The sequence below is a fragment of the Paeniglutamicibacter sp. GQ140 genome (assembly GCF_059759235.1).
The window spans coordinates 105381-117981 of the sequence record NZ_JCAXDW010000002.1; the positions used below are offsets into that span (position 1 = coordinate 105381).

Here is a 12601-nt window from a genome sequence, read left to right on the forward strand (position 1 = left end):
GTTCAGTGGTTCATTACTCATGTAACTAACCTAGGAGCGCATGAAACGGATGTCAAGAGGCAATGCGAGGTTCCGCGGGAACGTCGCCGGCGCGGCGCACGGGCCCCCTTGGGGACAGCAAAAAGCCCGGCCGCACTCCCCGTGCTCCGCGCGATGCGAAAAACAGTGAAGTGCGGCCGGGCCCCGGGGCTCGGTCCGGCGGCGCGCGCTACTTGGCGGCGTCCGCATCCTGCAGGGTCGCCAGCTTCTTCGCCTTGGACTTGCGGACCTTCAGCACGACCCACAGCACCAGCAGCAATGCCACCGCGACGATGACGATCTTCTGGAAGACATCGGCATAGGCCTCGACCACGTGCCAGTTCTCCCCCAGGTAGAACCCGGAGAGGACGAAGATGGAGTTCCAGATCAACGATCCGGCGGCGGTCAGGCCGAGGAACTTGCCCTGGTTCATCTTGGTGATGCCTGCGGGGATGGAGATCAGCGAGCGGAAGATCGGGATCATCCGGCCGAAGAACACCGCCTTGGCGCCGTTGCGCTCGAACCAGCCCTCGACCTTGTCGACGTCCTCGATGTCAACCAGCGGAAGCCAGCCGACGATGGCCCGGGTGCGTTCGCGCCCCAGTGCCCGGCCGACCCAGTACAGCGCGTAGGCGCCGAAGATCGACCCGATCGTCGTCCACAGCAGCGCCTCCACGAGGGAAAACGACCCGCGGCTTGCGGTGAATCCCGCCAGCGGCAGGATGACCTCGGAGGGCAGCGGCGGGAAGAGGTTTTCCAGCGCGATGGCCAGCGCGGCACCGGGTGCCCCGATGACCTCCATCAGGTGCACCGCCCAGTCGGCAAATCTCGTGATCAGGCTTCCGCCGGAAGTGTCGGCGGTCGCGGCCTGTAGCGCAATCAAGGTAGTCATTGTCTTTCAGTGTCTCTTAAGCCGCCGCGTATCCACAGGAACGGACACCACTATGTGTTCAATGCCTCACGTGTTGGGCGACGTTCCGGGGCCGCCCCGGCGCCGTCCGCGCCGGCGGTCGCCTGTCGGGCCGGCCGGCTTGTTAGGCTGGCCCGATGGCACTTCAACGCACGTCCCGTCCACCGGTGATTCGACTTTTTCCGGACCACGCCGACACCGTCCTGTGGCTCGGTCATCCCGTTGACTATTCGGACACGTCGCTCAGTGCGCAGCTCGTGGCGGCATTGCGCAGCTGGGAGCTCTCGTACTACGAGTCCCTCGACGAGGAGCACGCCTTCCGCAACAAGGCACTCGCGCGGGCCCACACCGCCGAAGGCAACCGGCTGGCCGGCCTCGTGGCCGCGGAAGTCGGCAGCGGTTTTGCCGTCGAATTCCGCAGTTACGAGAGATGGTCCAGGCGGCGCTATTTCAACAGCCCGCTCGCCGCCGCGAATCCGGCGTCGGCATCTTGCTTTGCCGTGCTGTGCGAAGCCGAGCAGGCAGAGGCCGCCGAACGTGCCTCCTTGGCCGAGGACGGAGGGCTGCGGGCCGTCGCGCCGCTTTCCGGCACGGAATTCGAGCCACGCGAAGGCCGGGGCAGGACGCAGGAGCAATACGCTGGCGATCGGTGGAACCCGGAGCAATAGCCGCGGCGTCCCGGCTGCGCATGTCCCCCGCACAGCCGGGACCACGGGGGTCAGGACACGCGGACCCTGGCGCTGCCGGCGGCGGCGCTTGACTCGATCGCGGCCAGGACTCGCTGGACCTCGAGCCCGTCGGCAAAGGATGGCGAGGCAGGGGTTCGGCCCTCGATGGCCAGCAGCAGGTCGCGGACCTCGTGGATGAAGGTGTCTGCCCATCCCAGCACGTGGCCGGTCGGCCACCAGCCCTCGAGGTACGGGTGTTGAGGTTCGGTGACCAGGATGGTCCTGAACCCTTGCTCCCCGGCCGGGGCACCGGCTTCGCACAGCTGCAGGTGGTTCAGCGATTCCAGGTCGAAGGCCAGGGACCCGCGCGACCCGTAGGCCTCGATCCGCAAGGAGTTCTTGCGCCCGGTGGCCATGCGCGTTGCCTCCACGGTTGCCACCGCCCCGTTGTCCAGCTCCAGCGTCGACCAGATCGCGTCGTCCACCGTGACGTCCTCGTCCCCCGCCGCGCCGGGGCGCCGGGTGACGAAGGTCCGGCTGGTTGCCGACAGCGAACTGACGCGAGCCCCGGTCAGGAAATGGACCTGGTCAACGGCATGGGATCCCAGGTCCCCCAGCGCACCTGAACCCGCCTCTTCCCGGCGCAGCCGCCAGCTCATGGGCGAGGCCTCATCGACCAGCCAGTCCTGGTAGTAGCGGATGTTCAGCTGCCGCAGCTCCCCCAGCCGGCCCGAGGCCACCACCTCTTTGGCCAGCGCGAGCGCAGGAACCCTGCGGTAGTTGAACCCGAGCATCGAGACCACGCCCGAGGCGGCCGCGGTGGCGGCCGCCCCGGCCATCGCCTGCGCCTCGGCCAGGGTGTTGGCCAAGGGCTTTTCCACGAGCACGTGCTTGCCGTGCTCCAGGGCGAAGAGCGCGATCTGGGCGTGCAGCGCCCCCGGGGTGCAGATGTCGACGATGTCCACGTCGTCGCGCAGGATGCTCGCGCGCCAGTCGGTGCTTGATTCCTCCCATCCGTAGCGCCGCGCCGACTCGTCGACCGATGCGGCATTGCGCCCGACGAGCACGCGCATGGCAACCTTCGGGGTGTCAAACACGGCGTTGACGTTGCGCCAGGCCTGGGAATGGGCCTTGCCCATGAACGAGTGGCCGATAACTGCTACGCCAAGGGCCGAGCCGGTTCTGGACATCTGTTACTCCTTGCGGTGGTGCTGCCGGTGGGCGGATCGCTGGTGCTGCGCGGGCTTAGGACTCGAAGGCCGTCGGCAGGTAGCGCTCGACGTTCTCCTTGGTCACCACTGCCGCGTAGAGCACGATCTGGCGCGGGATCTCGATGTCCATCAGGTCGCCCAGCGCCTTGTCCTGGGCCACGAGGCGGGCCACGCGCACACCATCGGCGGCCTGGTAGGCCGGGTAGACCGTGGTTGCCTTCACGACGGAATCGCCGGACTGGATCTCGCGCATCATGTTGGCCGAGCCGCCGTTGCCGACCATGAAGAACTCGCTGCGGTCGGCGGCCTTGATGGCCGCCAGCACGCCGACGCCCTGGTCGTCGTCGTGGTTCCAGATGGCGTCGAGCTGCGGGGCGGCCTGGAGCAGGTTGGATGCGGCCTTCTCTCCGGACTCCACGGTGAACTCCGCCGGGACCCGGTTGGAGACCTCAAGCCCGCACTTTTCCAGCGCGTCCTTGAATCCGCGGCTGCGGTCCTGGGTCAGCGGCAGCGAGTCGATGCCGGGGATCTCGCCGATCTTTGCGTCCTTCTTGCCGTCGAGCTCGTTGCAGATGAAGTCGCCCGCGGAGACGCCCACGCCGTAGTTGTCGCCCAGCACGGTGACACGCGAGGACTGGGCGGTGCTGAATTCGCGGTCGACGTTGATCACCGGGATGCCGGCGTCCATGGCCTTCTGCGCCACCTGGGTCAGCGCGGCGCCGTCGAAGGGCAGCAGCACGATGGCGTCGACCTTGTCGTTGATCATGGTTTCGACCTGGCTGATCTGGACGCTGACGTCGTTGGTTCCCTCGGCGACCTTCAGCTCCACGTCCGGGTATTCCTTGGCGGTCTCCACGGCGAGATCGGTCATCGCGGCCATGAAACCATGGTCGGCCGCGGGCACGGAGAAGCCGATGGTGACCTTCTTGCCCTCTGCGGCGTTGGAGCCGGCGGCGGCTGCGGCGGCCGGGGCACCGGAGGCGGGCGCGGGTTCCGCCGGGGCGTTGGAGACGCAGGCGGTGAGCATGAACGCCGAGGTGGCCAGCAGGGCTGCGGCGCCGAGCATCTTCTTCGGGCTTGCGGTGGGCTTGAACATTACTTCTCCTTTGAAACAGTTTTTGGTGCGTGTGTGTGGTGCGGGTCAGGTGCGGGACTGCCGGGCGGCCAGCTGGCGCTGGATCAGCACGGCGATCACGATGATCGCGCCCTTGGCGACAAGCTGGACCGAGAGCGAGAGGTTGTTCAGGGTGAAGATGTTGGTCAGCGTGGAGAAGATCAGCACGCCGAGAACGGTGCCGAAGATCGAGCCGCGCCCGCCGGTGAGCAGGGTCCCGCCGATGACCACCGCGGCGATCACGTCGAGTTCCAGGCCGGTGCCGTGGGTGGCGCTGCCGGTGGTGGTGCGGGCCATGAGCATGAACGCGCCGATGCCGGCACACAGCCCCGCCAGGGCATAGATGGCCATGGTGTGGCGCTCGACCTTGATTCCGGCCAGGCGGGCCGCCTCGGGGTTGCCGCCGATCGCGAAGGTTCGCCGGCCGAAGGTGGTGCGGTTGAGCAGGACCCAGCCCCCCACGGCCACGAAGACGAAGACCAGCACGATGACCGGGATGCCGAAGAGGTTTCCTCCCACCGTCTCGAGGAATCCGTCGACGGTGATGATTTGCGTCTTCTTGTCGGAGATGATCTCCGCCAGTCCGCGGGCAGCGGCCATCATGGCCAGCGTGGTGATGAAGGAGACGACCTTGCCGTAGGCGATCAGGATCCCGTTGACCAGCCCCGCGGCCGCACCGACCCCCATCGCGGTCAGCGCCATGAAGATCCAGGAGGTGGAATCGGCGAAGGCCTGCCCGGAGAGTGTCGTCGCCCAGACCGCGGAGAGCGCCAGGATCGCGCCGACGGACAGGTCGATGCCGGCGATCGTGATCACGAACGTCGCGCCGACGCTGACCACCCCGGTGACCGCGGCCAGGCGCACGATGGTCATCACGTTGTTGGAGTCGGCAAACCTGTCCCCCGCGGTGACGGTGCCCAGCACGGCAAGCAGGACCAGGGCCAGGATCAGCCCCATGTTCCGGCGCAGCCCGGCATCCAACAGCCATTTCATGGCGCTGCGCCGGCGAGGCGGGCTTGGCGCGGTTTTGAGCTCGGTTTCGGCCGAGGTGCTCATAGTGTGGTCCCTTCCATCACGAGGTCAAGAATCTGGTGTTCGCTCAATTCACCGGCCGGCGCCCGGTGCACGATCCGGTTTTCGGACACGACCAAGACCTCGTGGCACAGCCCGAGGACCTCCTCGATTTCGCTGGAGACCACCACGATGGCGATGCCCGCCCGGGAAAGCCCGGCGATGAGGTTGTAGATTTCGCTGCGTGCCCCGACGTCCACCCCGCGGGAGGGTTCGTCGAGCAGCAGCACGCGGCAGCCGTGCGAGAGCCAGCGTCCCAGCACGACCTTTTGCTGGTTTCCGCCCGAGAGCGTGCGCGCCTCGCGTGCCGGGTCTGCGGGGCGCAGTTCCAGCTTCCGGATCTGCTCCATGCTGGCTTGGTATTCGCGCTTGCCGCTGGTAAACCCGGCGGTGGCATAGCGCCCGATGCTGGCCAGGGTGAAGTTGGCGACCAGGGTGTCATCGAGCAGCAGCGCCTGGCTCTTGCGCTCCTCCGGGCACAGTCCCATGCCGGCATTCACCGCCGAGACCGTCGAGCCGGGGCGCAGCTTCCTGCCGTCGATGCCGACGGCTCCGGAGACCGGCTTGGTGGTGCCGTAGATGGCGCCGAGGATCTCCGACCGGCCCGAGCCCACCAGCCCCGCCAGCCCCAACACCTCCCCGGCGCGCACGGAGAAGGAGATCGGTTCGTGCCCCGGGGCCACGACCAGGTCGGTGACTGACAGGACCTCGGCCGCATCCGGTGCAACGGCCGCAACCGGCGGGAAGACGTTGGTGATCGAACGGCCGGTCATGAGCTTGATGAGCTCCACGTTGGGCGTTTCGGAGACCGGGAGGTTGGAGGCGACCGCCCGTCCGTCCTTGAGGACGGTAATGCGGTCGCCGATCACCCGGATTTCTTCGAGCCGGTGCGAAATGTAGATGACCGCGACCCCGCCGGCGGTAAGCCTGCGCACGGTGTCAAAGAGGTTGCGCACCTCCTCGGAGTCCAGGACGGCCGAGGGCTCGTCCATGATGATCAGCCGCACCTCGCGGGACAGGGCCCTGGCCATGGAGACGATCTGCTGGCCTGCCGCGGAGAGCGAGCCGACCTCCATGTCCGGCGAGATCTCCGGGTGCCCCAGTCCGGCCAGCAGTCGCGCGGCCTCGAGCTGCTCGGCCCGACGGGAACTAAAGCCGCCCCGGGATTTCTCATGGCCCAGGAAGATGTTCTCCGCCACGGTGAGCGTCTCGACGAGGTCGAGCTCCTGGTACATGGTGCCGATGCCTGCCTTGATCGCATCATCCGGGCTGGAGAAACCGACTTCCTTGCCATCGAGCAGAATCTGGCCCTCGTTGGGCCTGTGGGCACCTGCAAGCACCTTGATCAGCGTGGACTTGCCCGCACCGTTTTGGCCCAGCAGGCAGTGGACCTCGCCGGCGGAGACCTCGAAGGAGACATCCTGCAGGGCGATGATGCCGGGAAATCGCTTTTCGATTCCTCGCATTTCAAGCAGGTGCGCCCTGCTCGGGGCGGCGCCTGTGGCTTCGTCGTCACTCATGGTGATGGACGTTACACCGACTTATGATTATTGTCGAGCAAAAGTCGCGCAAAGAATGTCATTATCCTGTGACGACAGCTACACCTTCTGCCTAATATGCTTCACTAGTTCCATGGCATTGACGATGATTCCCCCCAAGTCACCCACCCCGGGCACGGGTGCCGGAGAACTGTTCCAGCTCCTGCGCAACGGGCGACCCCGCACCCGCTCGGAGCTGGCGTCCGAGACCGGACTTTCCCGTTCCACGATCGCCGCACGGATTGACGCCCTGCTGGAAAGCGGACTTATCGGCGCCGTCGGTCCCGCCCTTTCCTCCGGCGGCCGCCCGCCCTCCACCTTTGCCTTCGCCCCGGACTCGCGCACCGTGCTTGCGGCCGATCTCGGCGCGGCCCACGGGATCCTGGCGCTGACCGACCTGGCCGGGAACGTCGTCGACCACCTGCGCGCCGACCTGGACATCACCAGCGGCCCGGTGCCGGTGCTCGACTGGGTGGTGCGCAGCTTCGGCGAATTGCTGCGGCGCAACGGGCGCGACGCCTCGACGCTTTCGGGCATCGCCATCGGCGTTCCGGGGCCCGTGGAACATTCCACCGGACGGCCCACCAAGCCCCCGATCATGCCCGGATGGAACGACTTCGACATTCCCGGCACCATCCGGCGCACCTTCGACGTGCCGGTGCTGGTGGACAACGACGTGAACATCATGGCGCTGGGCGAGCAGTCCTTCAACTGGCCCGACACCGAGAACCTGATGTTCGTGAAGGTTGCCACCGGCATCGGCGTGGGCATCATCAGCGGTGGCGAGCTGCAGCGCGGAGCCCAGGGATCGGCCGGGGACCTCGGGCACGTCCAGGTCCCGGGCGGCGCGAACACGCCGTGTCGCTGCGGAAACAGCGGCTGCCTCGAGGCGCTGGCCGGCGGCCCGGCGGTCGCCCGCAACCTGGCCGACTTCGGCATCGAGGTGGCCACCGCGTCTGAGGTCGGGAAGCTCGCCGAGGCCAACAACACCGCAGCGATCCAGGTGCTGCGCCAGGCCGGGCGGGACATCGGGTCAGTGTTGGCGATGTGCGTGAACCTGCTCAACCCCTCGGTGATCGTGCTCGGTGGGCGCCTGGCCAACGCCGGCGAGCACGTGATTGCCGGCGTCCGTGAACTTGTCTACTTCCGCTCCACGCCGCTGGCCACCCAGCACCTGGTCATCGTCGGTTCGGCCGCACGGGAAATGGCCGGGGTGCGCGGCGCCAGCATGCTGGTGATCCAACACGTCCTCTCGGCCGCCGCGGTTGACGAGTTGGTCCAGCAGCGGGCCGACGCGCAGCCCGCCGCGGTTTCCCGGTAGCGGCCGCACGCACCCACGCCTTCCCGAATTCAGCACCACACCCAGGGGCCATGGTCGGCCCGGCAAAGGAGATCGCCACCATGACCGCCACCGGTTCGAACCACCCGGTCACCCTCTTCACCGGCCAATGGGCCGACCTGCCCTTCGAGCAGGTGGCTGCACACGCCGCCGCATGGGGCTATGACGGGCTGGAAATCGCCGCCTCCGGCGACCACCTCGACCTGCGTCGGGCCGACGAGGACGACGCCTATGCCCAATCGCGACTGGACATTCTGGACCGACACGGGCTGAGGGTCTACGCGATCTCCAACCACCTCACCGGCCAGGCGGTGTGCGACGACCCGATCGACTTCCGCCACGAGGCGCTGGTGCGCCCCTATACGTGGGGCGACGGGGACCCCGAGGGCGTGCGCCGGCGCGCCGCCGAGGACATGAAGCGCGCGGCACGGGTGGCCCGCAAGCTCGGGGTCGATACAGTGGTGGGCTTCACCGGATCGAAGATCTGGCCCTACGTGGCCCAGTTCCCGCCGGTCCCCGCTTCGGTCATCGACGCCGGCTTCCAGGACTTTGCGGACCGCTGGAACCCGATCCTCGACGTTTTCGATGACCAGGGTGTGCGCTTCGCCCATGAGGTCCACCCTTCGGAAATCGCCTATGACTACTGGTCATCGGTGCGCACGCTGGAGGCCATCGACCACCGGGAGGCCTTCGGCTTCAACTGGGACCCCAGCCACATGATGTGGCAGAACATCGACCCGGTGGGTTTCATCTGGGACTTCAAGGACCGGATCTACCATGTGGACTGCAAGGACACCCGGATGCGCACCCCCAACGGTCGGGCCGGGGTGCTGGGTTCGCACCTGCCCTGGGGTGATCCCCGCCGCGGCTGGGACTTCGTCTCCACCGGCCACGGGGACGTGCCGTGGGAGGACGCGTTCAGGGCGCTGAGGTCCATCGGCTACGCCGGGCCGATCTCCATCGAATGGGAGGACGCCGGCATGGACCGGCTGCACGGGGCCGCCCAGGCCGTGGAGTATGTGCGCTCCTTGCTGTGGAAGCTTCCGGAGACCAACTTCGACGCGGCCTTCAGCAACCAGGACTAGCCGAGGCGCCTACCTGTCGGTCTTGGCCACGCTGAGCAGCAGGCCCGTTTCCTCCAGCGCGGTGATCTGCGAAAAGCCCGGGGGCATCACCAGCAGGTCGCCGGTCCGCGCCTCCCAGGACTCGCCGCCGTTATCCAGGCGGATCCGGCCGCTGAGCACCATGACTGTCGCCTCGCCGGGGTTGATGTGTTCCTTCAGCTCGGTGCCGGCGGCCAGGCCGATGACCGTCTGGCGCAGGGTCTGTTCGTGCCCGCCGAACACGGTGCTGGCCGCACGCCCGCTCGACGCCGCGGCGGCGGCCTGCAGCTGGGCCCGGGCGATGGCCGTCAGCGAAAACTTCTTCATGTGCTCCTCGTCCCCTGCGGCAAACCCTCTTGCCCAAGGATGTCCCGGGGACACCGCGCGGGTCAAGGAACCACCCCGTGGCGGCTTCCCGCGCGCCCTTTGCCTGCGCGAGGGCCAACCATGGCCAAATCCCCTCCCCGGCGGTAGGTTGAAGGCAGTAGCCGGTCGTCGACGCAGGCGAATCCAGCCATCCCCGCAGACCCGGCGCACGATTCCGGGACGCCACGCCAGGCGCTCCGCTCCCGCCGGGAGGCGCCATGCGGACGTTACCCGGGCACGTACCAGGAATTCGAGGTGGCGACGGACCCAAGTCCCTCGCCGACAACACCGACCAAGCACGCAGCAACCCGGCCCCCGGCACGGTGGCCGGCGGCCTTCGGAAAGGACGACGCTTCCATGTCCAGCAATTCCTTCAATTCCCGCTCACGGCTTGAGGTCGACGGGCAGAGCTACGAGATGCACCGCATCGACGCCATCGACAATTCCGCCCGCCTGCCCTACAGCCTCAAGGTGCTGCTGGAAAACCTGCTGCGCAACGAGGACGGCCGGCTGGTCACCGCCGCACAAGTCAACGCCCTGGCCGCCTGGGACCCGGCCGCCGAGACCTCCGGCGAAATCCAGTACACCCCGGCCCGCGTGCTGATGCAGGACTTCACCGGGGTGCCCTGCGTGGTGGACCTGGTGGCAATGCGCGACGCGATGACGGCGCTGGGCGGGGATGCGCGGAAGGTCAACCCGCTGATCCCCGCCGAGCTGGTCATCGACCACTCGGTGATAGCCGACGTCTTCGCCCGCCCCGACGCGTTCGGCATCAACGCCGACTACGAGTTCACGCGCAACCAGGAACGCTACCAGCTGCTGCGCTGGGCCCAGCACTCCTTCGACGACTTCCTGGTGGTCCCGCCGGACACCGGCATCTGCCACCAGGTCAACCTGGAATACCTCTCCCGCGTGGTGTTCACCCGCGAGGGTCCCGACGGGTGCCAGGCCTACCCGGACACCCTGGTCGGCACCGATTCGCACACCCCGATGGTCAACGGCCTGGGCGTGCTGGGCTGGGGCGTGGGCGGCATCGAGGCCGAGGCGGCGATGCTCGGCCAGCCCATGAGCCTGCTGATCCCGCAGGTCGTCGGGCTCAAGCTCACCGGCGAACTCACCGAGGGCACCACCGCCACCGACCTGGTGCTCACCGTCGCCGAACTGCTGCGCCAGGTGCGCGTGGTGGGCAAGTTCGTGGACTTCTTCGGGCCCGGCGTGGCAAATGTCCCGCTGGCCACGCGCGCCACGCTGGGGAACATGTCCCCCGAATACGGCTCCACCGGCGCGCTGTTCCCCATCGACGCCGAGACCCTTGACTACCTGCGGCTCACCGGCCGCGAGGAGCACCAGGTCAAGCTGGTCGAGGCCTACGCGAGGGCGCAGGGACTCTGGCACGACCCCGCCCACGTCCCGGACTTCAGCCAGGTCATCGAGCTGGACCTGGGCACCGTGGTCCCCTCCCTTGCGGGACCCAAGCGGCCCCAGGACCGCATCCCGCTGGCGGCGGCCCAGGGCGCGGTGCGCCGGCTGTTGGCCGGGGACACCCAGGCGGAGGCCATCGCCGGCGGGCTGGACGACGCAGAGGCCGATTCCTTCCCGGCCAGCGACCCGCTGGCGGTCAGCTCACGCATCGAACGCGACGAGCCTCCCCACGGCGTCGACGACGGGGAACCTGCCATCACCTGGCCGTCCAAGCCCGCCAAGGTCAGGCTCGGGGACCACACCGAGATGCTCGACCACGGTTCGGTCGTCATCGCCGCGATCACCTCCTGCACCAACACCTCGAACCCCACCGTGATGCTCGGCGCCGCGCTGCTGGCCAAGAAGGCGGTGGAGAAGGGGCTGCGCTCCAAGCCGTGGGTCAAGACCACCCTGGCCCCGGGCTCCCGCGTGGTCACCGACTACTACAACCGCTCCGGGCTGACCCCCTACCTCGAAGCCCTGGGCTTCGACCTGGTCGGCTACGGCTGCACCACCTGCATCGGAAACTCCGGGCCGCTGATCCCGGAAATCAGCGAGGCGGTGAACTCCCACGACCTCTCCGTCGCCTCGGTGCTCTCGGGCAACCGGAACTTCGAGGGCCGGATCCACTCCGAGGTCAAGATGAACTTCCTGGCCTCCCCGCCGCTGGTCATCGCCTACGCCCTGGCCGGCTCCATGCACGTGGACCTGCTCAACGACTCGCTGGGCAATGGCACCGACGGCAACCCGGTGTACCTGCGGGACATCTGGCCCAGCGGCGAGGAGATCAAGGCGGTGGTCGACGCCAACCTCGAGGCCTCGATGTTCACCAAGGGATACGCCGATGTCTACCAGGGGGACGCGAACTGGCGCTCCATGCACATCCCGGAGGGCGACCAGTTCGCCTGGGACGGGTCCTCCACCTATGTGCAGCGCCCGCCGTACTTCGAGGGCGTGGGCCGCACCCCGGAGCCCATCGGGGACGTGTCCGGCGCCCGCGTGCTGGCCTACCTGGGCGACTCGGTCACCACCGACCACATCTCCCCGGCCGGCGCGATCCGCAAGGATTCCCCCGCCGGCGCCTACCTGCAGGAGCACGGCGTGGCCCCGGCGGACTTCAACTCCTACGGCTCGCGGCGCGGCAACCACCACGTGATGATCCGCGGCACCTTCGCCAACGTTCGCCTGCGCAACAAGCTGGTGCCCGGCGTCGAGGGCGGCTTCACCCGGCACCTGCCGGGCACCGAGACCACCACCATCTTCGATGCCTCGCTGGCCTACCAAGGGGACAACACGCCGCTGGTGGTGCTGGCCGGCTCCGACTACGGGTCCGGGTCCTCCCGCGACTGGGCGGCCAAGGGCACCCTGCTGCTGGGCGTCAAGGCCGTGCTGGCCACCTCCTTCGAGCGCATCCACCGCTCCAACCTGATCGGCATGGGTGTGCTGCCGCTGCAGTTCCGCGACGGCGAAACCGCCGAATCCCTGGGACTGACCGGCGAGGAGGTCTACTCCATCAGCGGGCTGGCCGGCACGCAGTCGCTGCCCGACGAGGTCAGGGTCGCCGTGGAGACGGACGCGGATGCGTCGGGCGGTACACCGCGGGAGATCATGATGCGGGTGCGCATCGACACCCCGGCCGAGGAGGCATACTACCGCCACGGCGGCATCCTGCAATACGTGCTGCGTCAGTTGCTTGACGCCTAGGGCAGCAGGCCAAATGGGTGCCATGACAGGCGAAAATAAGTAAGCTGGAATCACGGATCAAGACGTTCGTTAATGCAAAGTCGCCCGGAAAGGCGGAA

10 protein-coding genes are annotated in these 12601 nt (G+C 67.8%); 4 read left to right on the forward strand and 6 right to left on the reverse strand.

Going from position 1 to position 12601, the window contains the following annotated elements:
- Window positions 1-208: 208 nt before the first annotated feature.
- Window positions 209-910 carry a DedA family protein gene (locus AC6CHY_RS03215; RefSeq protein ID WP_498225434.1) on the reverse strand — a complete coding sequence of 234 codons (702 nt, stop codon included), beginning with the start codon at window positions 908-910 and terminating at the stop codon, window positions 209-211.
- A gap of 155 nt (window positions 911-1065) precedes the next feature.
- Here AC6CHY_RS03215 and AC6CHY_RS03220 point away from each other — a divergent pair, with 155 nt between their 5' ends.
- Entirely contained in the window at window positions 1066-1596 is a 531-nt protein-coding gene (locus AC6CHY_RS03220; protein ID WP_498225436.1) for an immunity protein CdiI family protein, read from the forward strand.
- 50 nt (window positions 1597-1646) lie between these two features.
- Here AC6CHY_RS03220 and AC6CHY_RS03225 read toward each other — a convergent pair whose 3' ends face one another.
- Genes AC6CHY_RS03225 through AC6CHY_RS03240 form a run of 4 tightly spaced genes read right to left on the reverse strand, consistent with a single transcriptional unit; the run spans window position 1647 to window position 6512 of the window.
- Window positions 1647-2786, reverse strand: a complete 1140-nt coding sequence (locus tag AC6CHY_RS03225) for a Gfo/Idh/MocA family protein (protein ID WP_498225438.1) — start codon at window positions 2784-2786, stop codon at window positions 1647-1649.
- 55 nt (window positions 2787-2841) lie between these two features.
- Window positions 2842-3903: a substrate-binding domain-containing protein gene (locus tag AC6CHY_RS03230; RefSeq protein ID WP_498225440.1), complete on the reverse strand. Its 1062-nt coding sequence runs from the start codon at window positions 3901-3903 to the stop codon at window positions 2842-2844.
- A gap of 45 nt (window positions 3904-3948) precedes the next feature.
- Complete coding sequence (locus AC6CHY_RS03235; RefSeq protein WP_498225442.1) at window positions 3949-4977, reverse strand: ABC transporter permease; 1029 nt, start codon at window positions 4975-4977, stop codon at window positions 3949-3951.
- Window positions 4974-6512 carry a sugar ABC transporter ATP-binding protein gene (locus tag AC6CHY_RS03240; RefSeq protein WP_498225444.1) on the reverse strand — a complete coding sequence of 513 codons (1539 nt, stop codon included), beginning with the start codon at window positions 6510-6512 and terminating at the stop codon, window positions 4974-4976. The genes AC6CHY_RS03235 and AC6CHY_RS03240 overlap by 4 nt, the downstream gene beginning before the upstream one ends.
- A 112-nt stretch (window positions 6513-6624) precedes the next feature.
- Here AC6CHY_RS03240 and AC6CHY_RS03245 point away from each other — a divergent pair, with 112 nt between their 5' ends.
- Window positions 6625-7851: an ROK family transcriptional regulator gene (locus AC6CHY_RS03245; protein ID WP_498225446.1), complete on the forward strand. Its 1227-nt coding sequence runs from the start codon at window positions 6625-6627 to the stop codon at window positions 7849-7851.
- Window positions 7852-7901: 50 nt separating this feature from the next.
- Window positions 7902-8954 (forward strand): sugar phosphate isomerase/epimerase family protein, encoded by a 1053-nt coding sequence (locus AC6CHY_RS03250; protein ID WP_498225448.1) that lies wholly within the window; start codon window positions 7902-7904, stop codon window positions 8952-8954.
- 9 nt (window positions 8955-8963) lie between these two features.
- Here AC6CHY_RS03250 and AC6CHY_RS03255 read toward each other — a convergent pair whose 3' ends face one another.
- On the reverse strand, window positions 8964-9299 hold the full coding sequence (locus tag AC6CHY_RS03255; protein WP_217389168.1) for a cupin domain-containing protein: 336 nt from the start codon (window positions 9297-9299) through the stop codon (window positions 8964-8966).
- 396 nt (window positions 9300-9695) lie between these two features.
- On the opposite strand from AC6CHY_RS03255, the gene AC6CHY_RS03260 reads away from it, so the two are divergent.
- A complete protein-coding gene (locus AC6CHY_RS03260; protein WP_498225449.1) occupies window positions 9696-12503 on the forward strand; it encodes an aconitate hydratase in 2808 nt (935 codons plus the stop codon).
- Window positions 12504-12601 lie beyond the last annotated feature (98 nt).